This window comes from Chitinophaga sp., assembly GCF_039596455.1.
Lineage (GTDB): Bacteria > Bacteroidota > Bacteroidia > Chitinophagales > Chitinophagaceae > Chitinophaga.
This window is the reverse complement of the sequence record NZ_JBCNJR010000005.1, coordinates 283450-301525: the sequence shown is the minus strand read 5'-3', so window position 1 is coordinate 301525 and position 18076 is coordinate 283450. Positions and strand designations below refer to the sequence as shown.

General features: G+C 45.6%; 19 protein-coding genes. 11 read left to right on the top strand and 8 right to left on the bottom strand.

Annotated features, from left to right (window positions below; translation table 11 throughout):
* Window positions 1-25 precede the first annotated feature (25 nt).
* The 3 genes from ABDW36_RS17615 to ABDW36_RS17605 are packed head-to-tail and all read right to left on the bottom strand — an operon-like array spanning window position 26 to window position 4813.
* Window positions 26-2419, bottom strand: coding sequence for an outer membrane beta-barrel family protein (locus tag ABDW36_RS17615; RefSeq protein WP_343703243.1), 2394 nt, complete (start codon window positions 2417-2419; stop codon window positions 26-28).
* A gap of 17 nt (window positions 2420-2436) precedes the next feature.
* Window positions 2437-3180 (bottom strand): LytTR family DNA-binding domain-containing protein, encoded by a 744-nt coding sequence (locus ABDW36_RS17610; protein WP_343703242.1) that lies wholly within the window; start codon window positions 3178-3180, stop codon window positions 2437-2439.
* 1 nt (window position 3181) lies between these two features.
* Window positions 3182-4813 carry a histidine kinase gene (locus ABDW36_RS17605; RefSeq protein WP_343703241.1) on the bottom strand — a complete coding sequence of 544 codons (1632 nt, stop codon included), beginning with the start codon at window positions 4811-4813 and terminating at the stop codon, window positions 3182-3184.
* Between the two features lie 64 nt (window positions 4814-4877).
* On the opposite strand from ABDW36_RS17605, the gene ABDW36_RS17600 reads away from it, so the two are divergent.
* The 3 genes from ABDW36_RS17600 (at window position 4878) to ABDW36_RS17590 (ending at window position 7817) form a co-directional block, all read left to right on the top strand.
* Window positions 4878-5609 carry a cold shock domain-containing protein gene (locus ABDW36_RS17600; protein ID WP_343703240.1) on the top strand — a complete coding sequence of 244 codons (732 nt, stop codon included), beginning with the start codon at window positions 4878-4880 and terminating at the stop codon, window positions 5607-5609.
* Between the two features lie 94 nt (window positions 5610-5703).
* On the top strand, window positions 5704-6099 hold the full coding sequence (locus ABDW36_RS17595; protein WP_343703239.1) for an EthD family reductase: 396 nt from the start codon (window positions 5704-5706) through the stop codon (window positions 6097-6099).
* A 50-nt stretch (window positions 6100-6149) separates the two neighbouring features.
* On the top strand, window positions 6150-7817 hold the full coding sequence (locus ABDW36_RS17590) for a serine hydrolase domain-containing protein (RefSeq protein ID WP_343703238.1): 1668 nt from the start codon (window positions 6150-6152) through the stop codon (window positions 7815-7817).
* A gap of 175 nt (window positions 7818-7992) precedes the next feature.
* Here the strand turns inward: ABDW36_RS17590 and ABDW36_RS17585 are convergent, their stop codons facing one another.
* Together ABDW36_RS17585 and ABDW36_RS17580 are read right to left on the bottom strand one after the other, a co-directional pair.
* Window positions 7993-8700, bottom strand: a complete 708-nt coding sequence (locus tag ABDW36_RS17585) for an RloB family protein (protein ID WP_343703237.1) — start codon at window positions 8698-8700, stop codon at window positions 7993-7995.
* Complete coding sequence (locus ABDW36_RS17580; protein WP_343703236.1) at window positions 8685-9980, bottom strand: ATP-binding protein; 1296 nt, start codon at window positions 9978-9980, stop codon at window positions 8685-8687. The genes ABDW36_RS17585 and ABDW36_RS17580 overlap by 16 nt, the downstream gene beginning before the upstream one ends.
* Window positions 9981-10270: 290 nt before the next feature.
* On the opposite strand from ABDW36_RS17580, the gene ABDW36_RS17575 reads away from it, so the two are divergent.
* The 4 genes from ABDW36_RS17575 to ABDW36_RS17560 all read left to right on the top strand — a co-directional run bounded on the left by ABDW36_RS17575 (window position 10271) and on the right by ABDW36_RS17560 (window position 13714).
* Window positions 10271-10933 (top strand): DNA alkylation repair protein, encoded by a 663-nt coding sequence (locus ABDW36_RS17575; protein WP_343703235.1) that lies wholly within the window; start codon window positions 10271-10273, stop codon window positions 10931-10933.
* Between the two features lie 230 nt (window positions 10934-11163).
* The gene (locus ABDW36_RS17570; protein ID WP_343703234.1) at window positions 11164-11982 is read left to right on the top strand and encodes a hypothetical protein; all 819 of its coding nucleotides are present in this window, start codon (window positions 11164-11166) and stop codon (window positions 11980-11982) included.
* Between the two features lie 493 nt (window positions 11983-12475).
* A complete protein-coding gene (locus ABDW36_RS17565; RefSeq protein WP_343703233.1) occupies window positions 12476-13018 on the top strand; it encodes a hypothetical protein in 543 nt (180 codons plus the stop codon).
* A gap of 174 nt (window positions 13019-13192) precedes the next feature.
* A complete protein-coding gene (locus ABDW36_RS17560) occupies window positions 13193-13714 on the top strand; it encodes a cyclic nucleotide-binding domain-containing protein (RefSeq protein WP_343703232.1) in 522 nt (173 codons plus the stop codon).
* A 7-nt stretch (window positions 13715-13721) separates the two neighbouring features.
* On the opposite strand, the gene ABDW36_RS17555 is transcribed toward ABDW36_RS17560, so the two are convergent.
* Window positions 13722-13949: a hypothetical protein gene (locus ABDW36_RS17555; protein WP_343703231.1), complete on the bottom strand. Its 228-nt coding sequence runs from the start codon at window positions 13947-13949 to the stop codon at window positions 13722-13724.
* Window positions 13950-14087: 138 nt separating this feature from the next.
* Between ABDW36_RS17555 and ABDW36_RS17550 the strand changes: the two genes are divergently transcribed.
* From ABDW36_RS17550 to ABDW36_RS17535, 4 genes are all read left to right on the top strand, one after another.
* Window positions 14088-14306 (top strand): helix-turn-helix transcriptional regulator, encoded by a 219-nt coding sequence (locus tag ABDW36_RS17550; protein WP_343703230.1) that lies wholly within the window; start codon window positions 14088-14090, stop codon window positions 14304-14306.
* Between the two features lie 189 nt (window positions 14307-14495).
* On the top strand, window positions 14496-14924 hold the full coding sequence (locus tag ABDW36_RS17545; RefSeq protein WP_343703229.1) for a hypothetical protein: 429 nt from the start codon (window positions 14496-14498) through the stop codon (window positions 14922-14924).
* Between the two features lie 118 nt (window positions 14925-15042).
* The gene (locus tag ABDW36_RS17540; RefSeq protein WP_343703228.1) at window positions 15043-15615 is read left to right on the top strand and encodes a hypothetical protein; all 573 of its coding nucleotides are present in this window, start codon (window positions 15043-15045) and stop codon (window positions 15613-15615) included.
* 96 nt (window positions 15616-15711) lie between these two features.
* Window positions 15712-16101, top strand: coding sequence for a hypothetical protein (locus tag ABDW36_RS17535; RefSeq protein ID WP_343703227.1), 390 nt, complete (start codon window positions 15712-15714; stop codon window positions 16099-16101).
* Window positions 16102-16241: 140 nt separating this feature from the next.
* Here ABDW36_RS17535 and ABDW36_RS17530 read toward each other — a convergent pair whose 3' ends face one another.
* Window positions 16242-16937: a HEPN domain-containing protein gene (locus ABDW36_RS17530; protein ID WP_343703226.1), complete on the bottom strand. Its 696-nt coding sequence runs from the start codon at window positions 16935-16937 to the stop codon at window positions 16242-16244.
* The gene (locus ABDW36_RS17525; RefSeq protein WP_343703225.1) at window positions 16937-18061 is read right to left on the bottom strand and encodes a DUF262 domain-containing protein; all 1125 of its coding nucleotides are present in this window, start codon (window positions 18059-18061) and stop codon (window positions 16937-16939) included. Before ABDW36_RS17525 ends, ABDW36_RS17530 begins: the two co-directional genes overlap by 1 nt.
* Window positions 18062-18076: the final 15 nt, after the last annotated feature.

Here is an 18076-nt window from a genome sequence, read left to right as displayed (position 1 = left end):
TACATATAATAAAATTAACATGCAACTAGCGGCCGATCCTGTCCTTGATCTCCTCATTCGCAGAACTTTTGTTTTTGTTCAGCTTCAGCTTGTTGTTGCCGAAAGCATACCGGAGGCTCAGGGATACCGTGCGCGTGTAGTACTGCTCTTCCTGGTAATGATAGGCATATGCAGGGTTGGGGTGGTACAGCAAGCGAGAGTTCCCGTTGGTACTAAAAATATCCGCCAGGTACAGCGTGGCGCTGCAATTCCTGACGGTTTTCCGGATGCCCAGGTCTGCCGAGAACAGGCCATTCTGCCTTTCATACGCCATGTTTTTGAAAGCGCTGTTATACTTGAAAAGTGCGAACCCCAGCCAGTTCCCCTTTCCGGAGATGGTCAGGGTGTTGTTCCATGCCAGGTTATAGTGGAGATTGGCGAGGCGCGTGGTATGGAAAATTGCCTGCTGTTGCCTGATGCTGTACCGGGTGTAATTTACATTGGTCGAGAGGCTTGCGTTCCAGACCTTCTTAACGAGGTACTGCTGGCTGAAGAATGAAAAATAAGTATTGTTCGTATTGCCGTAATTGAGGTATGTTTTCTTGAGCAAGGTGGTATTGTTCTCAACAAGCGGGACGATGAGCTGGCCAAACTGGTTCCTGTTAACGGTATGCCCGGCGGAGAAGTAATATTTGTTTTGCAGGGTGTACATGATTTCCGCGTTATACGTGGTCACGGGCTGCAGAAAGGGATTGTTTTCCTGGATGTAACCCCGGTTCAGGTAAGTTCTGCCGGGAAAGAGCTGCCTGATACCGGGGCGGTTCAGTTTTTTGGAAAGCGAGAGCGAAATATTGTTTTGTTTACTGACAGCACAGGAGAGGGAAAGGCTGGGAAACAGCCCCAGGTAATTGGTATCTGACTGAATACCGTCTTTGACATTTACGGAAGCGTAATTGAGCTGTTCCGCCCGCAGGCCCGCAACGCCGTTGATCTTGTCAGAGAAGGATTTCGAAAGGCTGAGATACGCTGCTACATACGTTTCCCGGTATTTGTAATGGTTGGTGAGTTGCTGGTTGAGCTGGAATTTGCCGGCAATGTCATCCCAGCTGTAGTAGGTCAGGTTGTTGGTTAGCCGGGTGCTGCTGAATTGTACGCCTGTACTGATTTTGTTTTTGCTGCTGAGCTGCACGCTGTAATCCGCCCGCTGGGAAAGGTTGAAGAATTGCTGGGGCAGATGGCTCCTGTACCGGGCTGTTTCCCCGAAACGGCCTTCCGTCTTGTCTTCCTGGTAAAACTGGTTGTAATCGATATTGACCGTAAACGTGCGTTTGCCCAGAGAATCAAACGCATGCTGAAAATAAATGTTCCCGAAATTGTAGGTATAGCGGTCTTTCCCGGATACCGGGGAAAAATAGGGAGAGCCGGAGGATGGAGGTGGAACAGTTTGGCTGGTGCTCCTGCTTTTCCCGTTCACGGTTGAGTAAAACCCGTTAAAGCTGAACAGGCTGCTTTTCCCCATGTCATAGTCCAGCCCCAGCCCGCCGCCGGTCACCATATACCGGCGGTATGATGCCGAAGAGATATTTTCCCGCCCGGCCTCCTTAATGATCCCGCTCTCTTTTGTGTGATAATTAAAGCTGTTGTTCAGGAAGGGAGACACACGGATGCCCGTTTTACCTTTCCGGTAATTGACCGCGCCATTCAGCAGAGTGGTATTGTACCTGGCCTGGTCGCTGCCGGCCACCAGGTTGCCAGACCATCCTTCATTGAACATTTTCTTAAAGTTGATATTGATCACTCCTCCGGCGGCATCTGCCGGGTATTCGCTGCCGGGGTGGGGAATGATCTCGATGTTTTTGATGTCAGCAGCGGCGGTAGAGCGGAGCGTTGCCATGATCATTTCCTTCGGAAGGCTGGATTTCCTGTTGTTGATGTAAACAACGGTTCCTGCTTTATTGATGATGGAAAAGAGGGCGGTCTTTTCATCGTACTGCACCAGTGGCGCAAATTTCAGCACCTCCAGGGCGGTAGCGCCGGCAGACAGGGACTTGTCTGGCGTAAAAATGAAACGGTCTGCCAGTTTTTGGACGATGTGCGCGGCGGATGCAACGGTCACTTCCTGCAAAAGCGTTTCCGTTACCCGGATCGTTAACGTATACGGGCTGTTTTGCCCGGTAACGGCTACCGTGTCTGACCGGTGGTTCAGATAAGAAGCGAAAATAAAGCATTGGGCGGCCAGGAGGCTGTCTATGTTGAACCACCCCAGGCTGTCAGACAATACGGTTTGGGCAATGGCCTTTTTGCTGCCGCAGAGCAGGTATACCGATGCATGGGGGACAGGGGAGCCGTTGCTGTTCTTGACGTGTCCGGATACCGGACGTTGCGGGAATAGGAAGAGCGGCGTTAGCAGTAAAGCTAACACGAGCATAGCGTGTTTCATACAATAAATTGAGGGGATTACTTCATACCGATGGCCTGTTTCACCTTTTCCTTGCTGTTCCGGGAAATGGGTATCTCATGGCCTTCTTCCATCAGCAGCCGGTCTCCGTCTACCCGTATCCAGCTTTTGATAAAGGCGCTGTTTACCAGGTAAGACTGGTGGCACCTGATGAAGCCATGCGCGCTCAGCAGCTCCTCATACTCAAATATGGGTTTGGAGGAGGTGAGCTTCTGGTTGTGCTGCAGGTAAAGCACGGTGTAATTATTATCCGATTTGCAGAACAAGATGGTTTCCGGGCTGATGAACAGCGTCTCTTTGTTGCCGGGTACGGCAATCTTGAGCTGGTTTTTGTGGCTGATGGAATACACCAGGTTTTGCAGGCGTTCGTTTTGTTTTTCTTTCTCAATGTTGGCTATGGCCCTGTTGACGGCATTCACCAGTTCCGTGGTATTGATGGGTTTTAACAGGTAGTCAATGGCCGAGAACTTGATGGCCTGTATGGCATATTGATCAAAGGCGGTAACGAAGATCACCTCAAAATCGGGCGCTGCTATGCTTTTCAGCAGGTCAAACCCGCCCTTGTCCGGCATCTGGATGTCAAGGAACAGAATAGCGGGGTTTGTTTCCATCATCACCTGCAAGCCCTGGTCTACGCTGGTAGCGGTGCCTGCAATGGTAATTTTCGGGCAATACTTCCGGAGCATGATCGTCAGGTTCTCAATATTGCTGATCTCGTCATCTATTATAACTGCGCGGAACATTTTATAACCAGTTTTTGAATGATATAATCACGGTGGCGCCTTTGTTCGTACTATCCAGCTGCAGGCCTGTCAGCTCTTCGCCATATTCCCGGTTTTGCAGGCTGATCCTTTTCCTGGAAAGGCTCAGGCCGTAACCTTCCTGCAAGGCCGCGGTATCGAAGCCCGGGCCGTTATCGGTTATCTTTACCAGCATGTCATTTTCCTGCTTCAGTATATTGATTGTCAATACGCCCTCTCCGTTCATTTTGGAAAAACCGTGCTTGATGGCATTTTCAACAAAAGGTTGCAGCAGGAAGGGCGGTATCACGGTGGTGAAAAGGTCAATGTCCGCATCCACTGCAAGATCATAAACAAAGTGATACCGCAGCTGCTCCAGGCCAATGTAAAGCTGCAGGTTTTCCAGCTCTTTGGTGAGGGGGATGTGATCTGACTTGCTTTCTTTGAGCGTTTCCCGTAAAAGCGCCCCGAAAGAAGAGAGGTAGGTGCTGGCGGCGTCTACCTGCCCCTTCATCACCAGCCCCTGGATGGAGCTTAGCGCGTTGAACGTAAAATGCGGGTTTAACAGCGCATGGATGTTCTGCAGGGCTTCCGTAGATTGTTCGGCTTTTTTATGGGCCAGCGCGGACGCCTGTTTCTGTTTACGGTATTTGGCCAGGAAGTACCAGCCCGCGGCGGCCACAGCCAGAAAGGCCAGGGTAGCCGCATAGAAGCCGGCTGTGTTATACCAGGCAGGGGCCAGGGAGAACCGCAGCTCAGTGATGCTCTCCGGCTGCCGGGTAAACCGGGTAAGGAGCCGGTAGTTGCCGGGAGCGAGGTTTTCCAGGAGGATGTAATTGTTGGCCCGCTCATTGCCCGCCCACTGCCTTATTTCCGTGTTCCCTTTGTACAACGCGTATTCCAGTGCTTCTTTCCGGTAGATCTTTGCATCTATCTGCACCAGTATATTGTTTTCGTTATGCGCCAGCTGCAGCCGGGCAGAATCCCCGGCCAGGCTGCTGGTATACTGGCGGTGCCAGCCCAGGTCTTGCCGGTTATCCGAAAAATGATCCTCATTTTTTATAAGGCTGGTAAAGGCCCGGGCATTGTCAGACGTACTGAGCAACGCTATAGCCGGGGCTTTTTTCTTAAAATAGACAACCCTGGAAGAAATGACCTGGCCGGCCTTGTTCCTGAGCTGCGCCACCAGGTATTGCCCGGTGCCGGCGCGGTAGTTCCCGCTGATGCCGCTGCCGGCCTTCATGCTGCCGATGGATTGTTCCGTAAAGCGGTTCACCGGCCCCCAGGGAGTAATGACCGATTTATTATCCAGTAAAACGGTGAATTCATAATCCCGCGCGTTTTTTTCATTCACGCCCGGCAGCAGGAAATACACGCCGGCAGTGTCATACACAAAGAAAAGCGGAGTTTGGGCATTGAGCGCTGTGTCAATGCCTAATTTGCTGCCGGGGTTCCAGTGGGAGATGCCCACCACGTTCTTGTCAAAATTGTGGTAGTTGCCGTTATAGGGAATGGCCACGCCAATGGAAGGCGTTCCTTGCGCATTGTCAATGGAAGTGGAGTAGTTGGGCCAGTCCAGTTGTGAATAGGCCCTGGTGGATATAATTAATACCGATATAAGTAGCAGCTTTTTCATGCCGTAAAAATACTTCCATGAAATCCGGGCTAAGGGCGGCATTGTGCGAAGTGTATGAAATACTGTGAATGCTGCAGTTATTGCCGGAATCCGGCAGCGGCTGTCATCCAATTCTACTATTTGCGTCACGGGAATCAATATACGTCAAACTTATAATAGAATTTTCGCCGCAAAAGTCAATTTAAATGACTATCTTTGTCAAAATAAACAACTGGCTTCTGCCCCCGCTTCTTCTGAATTAGTTGGAATTACTTCTTTTCTTCCTCAGTCTCTACTCTTCCAGCGGCCGTACTGCCTTTTATCGTTTATTGATATTTCATACCGCAATTTTGCGACATCACTAAAACAACAAAATATGGCTGAATCTTTTTCAAAAAAGGAAAAGAGAAACAAAAAAGCAAAGCTGAAAGAAGAAAAGGCCCAGAAAATGAGGGACCGGAAGCTGAACAATGACAAGGGAAAAAGCCTTGAAGACATGCTGGCCTTTGTTGATGAGAATGGAAACCTTACCCCCGTACCGCCCAAAAGCGCCAATGAAGGCATGGGTTTGCACGAGCTGGCAACCGTAGCCAGAAACAGGGCCATTCCCCAGCCAGAACCCGCCAGAACCGGTGTTGTTACCTTCTTTAATACCTCCAAAGGATTCGGGTTTATTGCTGATGACAATTCAAAGGAAAGTGTATTTTTCCATGCCAACCAGCTGCTGGGGCCTGTGAAGGAAAAGGATAAGGTCTCTTTTGACCGGGAAAGAACATCACGCGGGTACAACGCGCGTGATGTAAAGCCCCTCGGGTAAAAAGATATCAGGCGCTAAAAAAGTTCAAAAGCCACGCAGATCATGCCATCTGCGTGGCTTTTTATTTAAATTCGTAGCCTAAACCTGACTAGCCATGAAGTGGAAACTCATTTTATCATTTTTGCTTTTAACCACGTGTTTTGTTGCATCCGGCCAGGAGAAGCCGGCTGAAAAAGGCCTGATCAAAATATCCGTCATGTACCCTTATGCCGAGGGTAAAACCTTCAACATGGCGTACTATGAAGCCAAACACATGCCCATGGTGGCAGGGTTTCTAGGCTCCAACCTGGTGAAGTATACTATTGAAAAAGGGCTTTCCAGCGGTATTCCTGACCAGCCTTTGCCTTTTATGGCCATCGGTACCTTTTATGTAAAAAGCCTGCGTGAGTACCAGGCGGCTATAGCTCCAAACAGGGAGGCGATCCGGGCGGATTTTGCGAAGTATACTGATGTGGCGCCGGTTATTCTGGTGAGTGAGGTGGTGAAGTAGGCTATTATACATAAACCATATCTTTGTCTGCTACACTACTCAATTGGCTTATGAAACGAACCGCATGCTTCTTCCTGGCTTTTTTTACCTGCCAGTATTCTTTTTCTCAATCTGCCAAAGATTCCGCGAATGTAACAAAAAACGCAGCAGCGTTATTTGCTCCATGGCACCGTTCAGACGCACCTGGGCTTTCGGTAGCTGTTTTAAAGGGGGAACAGGTTTTATTCAAAAGAAGTTATGGGATGGCAAACCTTGAGTACGGCGTTCCCATGAAGAGCAATACGGTTATGAATGCCGCTTCCCTGTCAAAGCAGTTTACCGCTTTTTCCATTGCCCTGCTGGCCGGCAACGGCACTATTTCTCTTTCGGACGATGTGCATACATACATCCCTGAGCTTCCAGACTACGGGCATAAAATTTCTATCTTACACCTCGTTACGCATACAGCAGGGCTGAAAGACCAATACGATCTGCTCTACCTGGCCGGATGGGGGCCGGATGATGTGATTACCAACCAGGACGCGCTCCGGTTGATCCTCCAACAAAAAACCTTGAATTTCACGCCCGGCAATCAATTTTTGTATTGCAATTCCGGGTATTCATTATTGGCGCTTATCGTAGAGCGGGCTACGGGGCAATCTTTCCCCCAATGGACAAAACAGCATATTTTTCTTCCGCTTGGAATGAACAACACCTTTTTTCCTGAGGATTACCAGCAGATCATTCCCAATCGTGCTGAATCCTACAGTATAACCGAGACCGGCTACAAAAAAAGTATTATTCATTCTACTACCAGGGGTGCAAACGGCTTGCACACAACAGTGGATGACCTGATAAAATGGGTATCCAATTATTCCAGGAAAATTGCAGGTAATGACAGCATAATCCGCATGGTGGAACATTTGCCAGGCAATGCCGGCCAGGGGCCGGAACTGAAGTATGGGTTCGGACAGGCCATCACCAGCTACCGCGGGCAAAAACTGATCTGGCATGATGGTTATGACGCCGGCTACCGCTCATACATCGGCCGGTTTCCTGACCAGGCGCTGTCTATCATCATTTCAGGGAACATGGAACTGCTGGACCCAAAGAACATTGCCATGCAGTTGGCTGATATTTACCTGAAAAACTCCTTTAGCCCGGGTACATCTCCCACCACGGCCCCGCAAGTGAAAAACATGGCCCCTGAAACAGTGGAGAAGGCAATAGAGGGCTATTACAGGTTCTCAAAAGACAGCCTGCTCTACATTTATGTGGTTGACCATAACATCTATGGCAAATTTGCCAATGAACCCAGCCGGTTTGATATTTATAGGGTATCGGGTAACAAGTTTGCCGGCAAGGATAAACCGGTTCAATTCACCTGGCATAAAGCACGGCAGGGCAGTGCGGATACAATGCTGTTCACTGTCGGGAACAAAACCTGTCCGCTCGTCAAATTGCAGGATGTTGACCTGGGCGCCTACCGGGAGTATACCGGAGATTACTATTGTGAAGAATTATCCGTCAACTTTAAAATTCAGCTAAGCGGCGATAAAATAGTGGTTGTGCAGCCCCGGAACAGGGTTGTTACGATAAAACCCATAGACGCAGACCACTTTGGAGGAGAGCACTGGTGGCTGCGCGATCTTATTTTCCAGAGAGACGCCAACAAGTCAGTTGCCGGTTTCGAGATCAATAACGGGCGTGCGAAGCATATACGGTTTAGGAAGTTATGATCCTGGGTAGTCTGTAAATCATCTAAAAAACTGCCACTCGCCATCACAGCACTGCTTCTTTACACAAAAAATTTTTGCGCAAAAAGACAGTTTGATCAGCCAATTGGAAACGAAATGAGCAAACGCCAAAATATACACGTTGAAAATGGCGGAATTGATGCCGGATGAGTAGTCTTCAGGCGCCCCCGGTTGGATTCAATTTCAATAGTTCCTCTACTAACACCCACACCATTGTACCTGGGTTATGATCTGCATAGTCCCGCCTTTCGCCATAGGTTTCGGCAAGCCGTTTCCCATTCCGGATCGCATTTTCGATACTGCCATATTTCTTTAAGAAAGTATACATTTCTGCACTATTCTTTTCATAAGTATAATCATCTCCCAAATGTGGCTTTAAGTTCTGCTCAATCAAAGCCTGGTATTGCTGCCGGCTCATGCCATTCTGGTAATAATGAAAATGCAGCAAATACCATAATTCAAACGCTTCGTTACTCCATGCACAGCCAATTACGGGGTTGTTTTGTGCACAACGATTAATCGCATTGTTAAAGTCATTCGCGGCAAAGCTGTCCCTGTCAAAAACCACCCAAAGCTTGTCTACAGGACGTGTACTGTTTTTTTCACAAATAGCTTTTAAACGCAACGCTTCATCTACCAGGGATTGTGTATTGCATCCTGTACCCTCAATATCTATCTGGTATGCAGTCAGAACGCCTTTAGGTAAATCCCGCTTTAAGCCTTCGAAATAGTTGGGTTCAGTTGCTTCGCCTTCGCATACAATTAAATAGTACATGCGTTTGGCACGAACATTCTGTTTACGCTTTTGTTCCTGCCTCGCATAGCGCTTAAGATGTTCATTGGGTATCTTTATCTTTCTTGCCATTCCTTAACCACATTTGACAGGTTACCAATGAAAGGAATGGCACCGTACCGGCCTTCAATATAGTCTTTCTCAAAAGAACGGTCTTTACGAACGGTTTTGCCTTCTTCCTTATATTCAACCAATGAATACATTTCGGATGCGCCATACTTATTTTTCTCTACAAAGTAGATTTGATCTCTTCGGTAATTTCCATAATTCAGGAGATTGGTATCGTGAGTGGCAAAAACCAGCTGTGCGTTTTTTTGATTGAATTCAGCTGAATTGAACAACCTGGTGATAGCAAGTGTTAGCAAAGGGTGCAAGCTGGCATCCAGCTCATCAATTATTAAAACCCCGCCATCATTCAATACATCGAATACAGGACCTGAAATATTGAATAACTTATTGGTACCCGAAGATTCCTGGCTTCGCATGTCAAATTCCACCTTCCCGGCCACTTTATTTTTAGCGTCATATTTTCTGTGAATGGTCCGGATGTCAATGCGGAAAGAATCCTGAAGGTCTGTAATCAGTTGTTTTACCACGCTTTCCGGGATATTATCCGGCAATTCTTTGGGATCGAAAGGTAATTTATCTGTTGTAATGTCATCAAATCCCAAATCCAGTTTTTTATAAAAATCCAATAGAAGGGGGCGGGTATTCCTGTTCTCCAGCAACCCAAAGGTCACTCCTTTATAGTCTTCGTGGCTTAGCCCTGATACAGTAATAAAGTTGTTGAACCATTGCATGATCTTTTTTGCCGTCTTGCCATTAAACTGGTCAATCACCGTAAGAAAAAGAGCATTTTCCCTTGTTCTTTCTTCCAGGTCTTTTGCTTCAGGGAAGGCCTTTTCCATTACCTCTATGCCGTCTTTTTCCCGGATGAACAGCGGCTTTTCAGATTGTTTGACTGCTTCATACAGCCACTCAGCATGTATGGCGGTATTGTCCACTTCAAACCCGTACCTATACCGGATATTGTCAATAAGGAAAACCACTTCAAAAAAAGAGGGCGCGCTTTCTGTTTCAGTATTTAAAAGAAAAGGAGTAATACCGAGCTCTTCGGTCGAAGATTTTTCAAAGGAATAAAGGATAAGTCTCCGCATTGTTGACATGGCCCTGATAAAATTGCTTTTCCCACTTGCGTTGGCACCATAGAGTACGGTACCTTTTAGCAGATCATATCTTTCTGCAGAGAATATATTGGTACCCTTATGTTCTTTAATTGAAGCAGCAAGAAGGCTTAAAGTTGTTTTATCCTTGAAAGACAGGTAGTTAGCTATCGAAAATTCGATCAACATTTTGAGAGATTTTCTCAAAAATACCAATTATTTTGTTTAATTGAGAAATTTTCTCAAAAATGGAATAGGTGAGGCCAGTTAACAACCCATTGTTGCCGGCCAGTATGCTATAACTGAGGCTGATGTTAATCATTCCAGGCAGCTGCATTAAGCGGTTACGCAGGTAGTCCATCTACCATCACCTGGGCAATTGCAAACTGTAATATCACCAATTCCTTCCGCAAGGGGATGCCGCGCTGTTAACTAAAAGAATTTACCTGCGAAAAACTGCAATTTATTATTTTACACCTATGGATTCTGAGACAAACAAAATGAAACTCTCTTCAAAAGCAGCAACCATTCTGGATCAAATCAATACCCAAACTAACCTTGGAGACCTGAGGAAAATTGCTAAAGACATCAAAACGGATCACGGGCTGGCTATAGAATTATGGTCAACTGGCCAGCTCCTTCCCAGGCTATTGGCCATCTTATTGATGGATCATAAGCAAGTTTCACAAGACCTGGTCAATACGCTTGACAAGGATATGTATACCCATTCATTTGACGAGCGAAATCAGTTAATGGACTGGTTCATGGCCAACCAGCTCACGAAAAACAAGAAAACAGTTGCACTGATCGAATCATGGGAAAATAGTTCTTCCGCTCTGCAAAGACGGGTGTTCTGGTACTACCAGGGCCGTTTAAGGTGGACAGGACAAACACCGCCTGCCAATACACCGGAATTATTAACTAAAATAGAGGCTAACATTGCCAGGGAAGAACCGGAAGTTCAATGGGCCATGAATTTCACAGCGGGCTGGATTGGGGTTTATGAAAAACAGTACCGAAACCGGTGTGTTGCGCTTGGAGAGAAAACAGGCCTTTATAAAGGTGACAAAGTATCAAAGGGGTGTACGCCAGATTATTTGCCGGAGTTCATTGCTATTGAAAGTAACAAGCGGAATTTATGATGTCGGAGTACCTGGCCGGCCAAAGGAAGAGCAGTCCCGATTTTCGTCTTTCGATCTGCCATTTTTCGATAACTTTCATCCCTGTACGCTCTCCTTTTTGTCAATATCTAACCCGAACCTAGTTGCTCTTCGAAAACCGCTAACGCCAATCGTTCTCCTTTTAGAATCTATTGAATCCCCCTTGCCGCCCGGCCCCGCCGAATGCCTTAAATTCAGTGAAAAAACATGTTATGGCAAAGCAAACAAGTTTGTTAAAATTCACCGGCAAGCTGGGTAACGTTATCGGCTACAAAGTGGGCAAAAAGTACTACCTGCGCAGTATGCCTGAGGAAGTACGGCAAAGCCCGCACAGCAAGGTGAGCAGCCGCCACTTCGGCAAGGCCAGCCGCCTGGGGGCTACCGTACGCCACGCCCTGCATGGCCTGCTGCATGTAAAGCAGGACAATAAGCTGATCAACAAGCTGAATGGAAGCTTGCTGGGCGTATTGCGGCAGGATGACCTGCACCGGCAGAAACGTTTTATACCGCGGTACTTCCGTGACCTGGAGCGTTTTTGTTTCACCACGCATGCAGACCTTGCAAAGGTATTGCCCGTACAGGCTTCTGTTGTCCGTAATGCGGGGGGCAACATCGAGGTAACCGTTCCTGCCATCCTGAAGCATCTGGCTAATCCCAGGGCCACGCACGTGGGCATCAGGGCGGTGGCCGTATGCCTGGAGCGCGGCTTCACCAAGGCCAATGCAGCAGCGTCTGAAATGGTGATGCTGAAGGCAGACGAACCTTCTGCGGCGTTTTCGCTGACGGTGCCGGCTGACCGGGACGCGGTCACCTGCGTGATACTGGAGGTTACTTGCTGGCAGGTGGAACATGGCCGCCGGTATTTAATGGGCAACCAGAAATTTATGGCGGCACAGATCATTGCGGTGCTGCAGCCGGAAGCGGCGGTGGTTGTGCGGGAAGAGCATGTACCGCATGGTGCACAGCGGCAGCCGCGCATGCAGCTGCCGGTAATGCCGGGATTGGTCATTCATCATCCGCAACGGGAATAGTATGCGCTTTGTTCTTCGTTTTTACGCCCTTTACCGCCTTTCCAGCCCCGCTGAACGCCCCTGCATGCCCTCACCTCACTTTTTCGCCCTTAAAACGCCCTGAAAGCACTGTTCCCCGCAGTTTTTTGTCTTACCCGTGATACGCCGAACGTATTTTTGCACCCTTTTTTGCCGGTATTAGCTCAGAACGGCATCCCCACATCATCTCTACACCAAATGCAGGGCATTTCCGCATCAAGTCCACCTGGCGTTCGCTTTCCCTTCGCTGACCCTTCGGTATTCCCTTTATGTTGACTCGGTGATGCAATTGTCTAGTATAGATACGATAAGCCTCACTTATAGGTCTGGCTACTTTTGATCATACAGGCTGTACCGAAATAGTTGTCTCAAAGGTAAATTCTGTTCAGGACAGTCATTTCTGTTCTATGTTGCTCCCGCATTCCTGCGTAAACTTGCCTTTGACCGGATTTTCAACAACTTAAACTGCATCAAAGTGATTAACAGCAAAGGCTTTGCAAGCCAACCATTAAAAACATCCGTTCTGGCAGCCCTTATTTTCTTCAGCGCTTCCGGCATGGCTGCAGCGCAACAGGCTGCGCCAGGCGGCTATCCTAAAGTTACCGGTTATGTGGGCCTGCTTCATCCCATAGTGACTTTTAGCGCTGACAAACCGCATTATAATTTCGACGGAGCCTATACCGTAGGCTTGCCTACCGGAATCAATCTCTGGAAGAGCCAGCATACAGGCTTCTCAATGGAGTTTGTACCCACTATTCGCGCTACGGGCGGCACCAGCAAGATGAGCAATTTCTGTTTCCATCCGGGCGTACTTTTCGGGCTGGGCAAGGGTTGGGTGGCAGCGGCTCGCGCTGCATTTGAAACATCCGGCAGGTACGGCTTCACGCCGGTATTGAATAAAACAGTGATCAAGGGAAACCATCTTAGTATGTTCGCGGCTGTTCCCATACCCGTGCGGTTCGGTAATGACCAGCCGGCTACTTTAACCATCGGCTTCCAGTTCGGAGTCACTTTTTAGCGAGATAGTTTCTTTGTCATTCTCAAAAAAAACTTAAATTCGGCCTACTCCTGGTTTAGCGATATCATCTTTTACTCACAAACAAATTTGTGTTCGGTGAATCCCAAAAAACAAGATTTTGATATGCTGTTTTCCGGTTTAGAGCGCCTTGGGCAGCAGTTATCAGATGCCGTTATGAAAGAGATCAAAGCCGCCGCGCAGCTATGCACATTCAAGAAAGGTAACCCTGTGCTGGCATATGATGATGGTCCGGAGAGCGTTTATTATATTACGCAAGGCATGGTAGTCATCAAGTTCAGGGAAGATGGAGAGGAAGGAGTGCGCCATTTCATGCTGGAGGGCGATATATTTGTTTCCAGCAGGCAATTGTTCCGCTTGCTTAGAAGCGAGCACAACATTATAGCGCTGGAAGATACCCGCTGCCTGGCTATGGACAGGACCGCCCTGCTGGATATGAGCGACCTTCATCCATCACTGGCCAGAGTGAGCAGACTATACTCTGAACGTTACTGTGTAAGCGCTAACGAGAGGAGGCATATTCTGTTCAAGGCTCCCCCGAAACGCTGTGAGCACATGTTAGACAACCACCCAGAGGTATTTCACCGGGCGGATGATTATCACCTGGCGTTGTACCTCGGCATGAAGGAGCGTACCGTGAAGCTGACCAGGGAACGGATGCTTAGTAAAAAAACATAGCGGGCGTTCAAACCAGGCTGTATTCACGTGAGTTAATCCTGGTGGAAGTTTTGTTGGCAATGTGGTAGACCGCTTTTACCAGGTTTTGGAGCAGCTCAACGTGGAACATCATACCGGCTCTTTCTTCCTTGCTCCATGCATCCGCGTGAGAACTGCCCATGGCGGCGAGCAATAGCTCCCAGGTGCGGAGGTTTGCTTCATCGGGGGAAGCGTAGGAGGAGAGGAGTTCCTGCACCGCGGGGGTGTTTAGAAAATTGTTAGTTTTAGGGTTAGCGTTAAACATATGGTTGAGTTTTTGATGCTGTATGAAGGTACTAAATTATTTAGTATTATGAATTGATCGGTTAACTTTTTTTATCCATTTTTTGATAGCATGATGAAAAGTAATGAAGACTTCCTGAAAGAGCTTGGCGAGCGGTTGAAGATTGCAAGGAAAAAGAAAGGTATCACTATTGCGGAACTTGAAAACCTTACTGGTATTCATGGTACGGTGATCTCCAAAATTGAGAACGGGAAGAAGAATATTTGGATTACTACCTTGGTGCGGTTGGCGGAGGGGTTGGAGGTGAAGATGGGGAAGTTGGTGGAATAAACGTTTATTACACCAATGCCTGATGCCGTCTCTTTCGTTGACAATTAGTCCAATAGCACAAATATGCTATTGGTTCCAATGTTGCAGATTTATAAATTCGTTAAAAGAGAATGACTGGTGTCATATGCCCCGCAAAGTTGTTCACCCCAAAAACTGTTTTGATCGAAATTTGCTATTACCAACTAACTTATGAAAGCTTACACACCAATTATATTCTTCTTCGCAATCACGTGTATTCCTGGATTTGGATGTATGAACAAAACAGCCAATGTTACCAGCCTGACATTATACAATACCATTTCTGAAGATAAAAACTTTGGCAGTTACCATCTAAAGGATATGGGAAGGTACCATAAACAAACTTACAATGATCAAAAGGTATTGGATCTCATTAAGTCTGCAAGGCCTTCTAACGAACTTTTTCTATGGAAGGGGTATATAGTTGGTGCATTCAGCTACAAAAATAAAGATACTGTTTTAGTTAAAATCAGCAGGTATGGGGGATTTTTTAGTATTCACAATAGAGTGTACATATTTAATGAAGAGGAGGAAAGAAGTGAATGGGGAGGGGTAATCGATGAGTTTGTGGACAAGTCAACGCGGGAAACGCTGCAGTGATTCCAGTGGGGAAGACGGAACAGAAAGGCAACGTTGAGCATTGTGCAGATTGTTCAGGTGAAACATTAATCGCATTATTCGCCGTTAGTATATTATATTTAATACAATAAAACATACCATGAATTTCACTGACCGGGAGATTGAAGAATTTAATGCAGCCTACGATTTCGCATGTAAAAAAATGGAAGGGTTATTAATACTTGAGGAATACCGGAGGGGAAAATTGAATTTCTTTGAAAGGATCAGAGCAAAAAAGGCCATTGAATCGTTTGAGCGAGCTTTGTTAATCGATCCCGCGCATTGGCAAAGCATGTTCTTTCTTGGTAAAATCTACCAAAGAATGAATTTGCATGAAAAGTCCCTGGCATATTTTGAGTTGGCACTTGGGATTGAGCATGTCAACCACAATTTACCCCAGGAAGCAGCCCTGGCTGCTATGCACTTGAGCCAGACCGATAAGGCGATTAAATATTCCGCGGAGGCTATTAGACGCAAACCTAATGATGCTGCATTGCTGGGGAATCATGCAATGAACCTATTAATTGCCGGGCAGGATCAGGAAGCTTTGGAAACCATAAGTCTCGCAATATCTTTAAACTTTGATGATAAAATTAACCGGCACATCTTTGATAAGATTTCAGGTGTGATTTCCGGAAGCATGAAGCGGCCGACTTTTGCTGATGTAATTTGATAAATGACTTCAAATCTCTTGCCTGTGAATTCCTTCATTTTCCGTTGTATCCCAGCTAACGCCAATAGAGGTTGAGAATTCAAAATTCCCTATATTATGAACAGATACTATTCTTTCTTAGTGTTATTCCTTCTGATTATGGAATGTAAGTACAATTCCCACCAGGTGGAAAAGGACTACATTAGGAACCTAGAAGAAAAGAACAAGGCTTTGGAAAGAGAATTAGAAACTTTAAAAAAGCAATTCAAATTTGTCAGTAATCCTCAAAGGGAAAAGCACGTGACTAAAACCTCCAAAGATCATTTTACCTTGGGCTCTACAGAGGCAGAAGTAATCATAATCATGGGCGATCCAGGAAGCTATATTATCACTGCTCCAGAGGCAAAAAGATTTCATTACGGATTAAGTACAGTGTATTTCTATAAGGGGAAAGTCATAAGTTATGACAACCTGGAAGGAAACTTGAAAGTTAAGGTAAGGAGATAGACTTAAGCTGAAAGAACCACCGCTGAACAGGCTGCAATTTGCTATTACACTAGCAGCCAAACGACATACCGCCTGCCGCACAATATTTTGACCTGACCGTTAGATCAAATGGGAACTATCAAGTATTACTGATTGCATTACTATGACCAATACTTATCACCTGATTCCTTTCTTATGTGTGAATAAACCACCCGATCTAAATAATTTATCGCCTCAACCATATTTTTAAAATGCCTTTCAACGTCATTAAAAGTAACTGCTGGTGCACCCTGATGAGCAATCGCCTCTCTGAGACTCAAAAAAGACTCAATATTAGTTTTAATATCTTTTCGGGCTTTTCGATTAAGGTCACTTATAATATTGTTAATTCCAACTCTGAAGTAAAGAATTTGCAAATTCTTAATTGATGGATACTTATTTGTGCCGATAATATTTGTTGGAAACACCTGATTTGTAAAATTAGCGGCATTATCAATAATTCCATAATACGGGCTGTCAATTGAAATGCTCTTCAAAAGTGAGCGCTCATCGGAACTATTGTAATAACTTCTGTAAAAATTCACTTGTCTATCCAGTAAAGTCTTAGTTCTAATATTTCTAGGAATTGCATTAAGTGTCGCTCCCTTACTCCTATAACTGTATAGTAAGTCCTCGATTAAGTTTTTAGTAAAATCCTCTATTCTTGCTGATAAGAGAAAAATACACGATTGGTTGACCAGCTGCTTGTGGCCATAAGTTAGTGGAGATGATTTATAAGAAACTTTTTTGGCAAGCTTCAATAGTTTGTTAACTTCAATTTCAAACTCTTTTCTTGCCCTACTCTTTGAATACGGCATTACTTAAACACTGTTTGAATGAAGTTTGAATAGTCTGTAACCCTCTTTATAACAACATTCTTATCCGTAGTTGCCTTGGTAATTGTGCTATAAAATTCTTCATTGCTTAGTAAGGTCTCAAGCCTGTCAATTACATCATCCTTATTTACTGCATCAATTTGCTCTAATGTTGGATTTAAAGTATTCATTGAAAGCATCTGCGCTTCATACAAGGCCGTATTTGCTTTAAGTCTTTTTCTATTTCCATCAAATGTCTTAAACGAAAAATCTCCATAAAGGAAATGGCACTTATTGAGATTTGCCTCGAAATTGTTTGCAAGATTATTGACGGCTGCCTCTGGCATTTGCCTATTATCCTCTGCATACTTATTAAGAAAGACAGTCATTGGCTTTTCATAGATATTCAACCGATCTAATAAAGCAAAATATCTTAATACTAATTCATCTCCTTTCATTCTATTATCATTAGACGTTGAAGTCAATTTTTTGAACAACGAACCTTTCGCCAATTCTTCCACCTTAGTCATTAAAGTTCCGTTGTAAATTCCATGTCTTAATTCTTGAGGGTTCAACTTCACCGATCCAGTATTTAGTCGCTCAAAAACATCAAACTTAATTTGTGGGTGAGTTTCCTTTAAGATTGCGATGCAGCGTATTGTTCTATTGATAATGTGACGCTGAAATCTAGGATCCAATTCAGTAAAAGTTAGCCCATCTAGCTCTGGATATGTTGCAAGACCTGTCAACGGGAATCCATCGTTAAGGAAGAGGCTTATACTGGTTAGCCTTTGATTACCGTCGATGACAGACAAAGTCTCATCTGCATTCTGACTTAAGTACACAACCGGAATGGGACACTGGATGATTAAAGACTCAATAAGCCTAGACGCTTGAGTTCTATTCCAAACATATCCTCTTTGGAAGTTGGGAATAACAATATGTTGGTTGTTGATATATTCATTAATGGTGGAAACAGTGAAATCATAGGTTTCTGTTATTAATTTCCTCTTTTCTGCAGGGATGTTCAAGACTTCCACTTCAAATTCATCTGTGTCTGGAAAAATCCTATTTGCAAGTATTGTCGATTTATTATCCATATAGCCATCATATTTAGGGATCAGCATAGCCAGGTAAATATA

Coding starts and splice junctions, on each gene's coding strand:
- ABDW36_RS17550 (WP_343703230.1), top strand. CDS start 14,088: ATGATGAAAAGTAATGAAGACTTCCTGAAAGAGCTTGGCGAGCGGTTG.
- ABDW36_RS17595 (WP_343703239.1), top strand. CDS start 5,704: ATGAAGTGGAAACTCATTTTATCATTTTTGCTTTTAACCACGTGTTTT.
- ABDW36_RS17570 (WP_343703234.1), top strand. CDS start 11,164: ATGGCAAAGCAAACAAGTTTGTTAAAATTCACCGGCAAGCTGGGTAAC.
- ABDW36_RS17605 (WP_343703241.1), bottom strand. CDS start 4,813: ATGAAAAAGCTGCTACTTATATCGGTATTAATTATATCCACCAGGGCC.
- ABDW36_RS17580 (WP_343703236.1), bottom strand. CDS start 9,980: ATGTTGATCGAATTTTCGATAGCTAACTACCTGTCTTTCAAGGATAAA.
- ABDW36_RS17530 (WP_343703226.1), bottom strand. CDS start 16,937: ATGCCGTATTCAAAGAGTAGGGCAAGAAAAGAGTTTGAAATTGAAGTT.
- ABDW36_RS17535 (WP_343703227.1), top strand. CDS start 15,712: ATGAACAGATACTATTCTTTCTTAGTGTTATTCCTTCTGATTATGGAA.
- ABDW36_RS17585 (WP_343703237.1), bottom strand. CDS start 8,700: ATGGCAAGAAAGATAAAGATACCCAATGAACATCTTAAGCGCTATGCG.
- ABDW36_RS17540 (WP_343703228.1), top strand. CDS start 15,043: ATGAATTTCACTGACCGGGAGATTGAAGAATTTAATGCAGCCTACGAT.
- ABDW36_RS17545 (WP_343703229.1), top strand. CDS start 14,496: ATGAAAGCTTACACACCAATTATATTCTTCTTCGCAATCACGTGTATT.
- ABDW36_RS17590 (WP_343703238.1), top strand. CDS start 6,150: ATGAAACGAACCGCATGCTTCTTCCTGGCTTTTTTTACCTGCCAGTAT.
- ABDW36_RS17575 (WP_343703235.1), top strand. CDS start 10,271: ATGGATTCTGAGACAAACAAAATGAAACTCTCTTCAAAAGCAGCAACC.
- ABDW36_RS17610 (WP_343703242.1), bottom strand. CDS start 3,180: ATGTTCCGCGCAGTTATAATAGATGACGAGATCAGCAATATTGAGAAC.
- ABDW36_RS17525 (WP_343703225.1), bottom strand. CDS start 18,061: ATGCTGATCCCTAAATATGATGGCTATATGGATAATAAATCGACAATA.
- ABDW36_RS17615 (WP_343703243.1), bottom strand. CDS start 2,419: ATGAAACACGCTATGCTCGTGTTAGCTTTACTGCTAACGCCGCTCTTC.
- ABDW36_RS17560 (WP_343703232.1), top strand. CDS start 13,193: ATGAAAGAGATCAAAGCCGCCGCGCAGCTATGCACATTCAAGAAAGGT.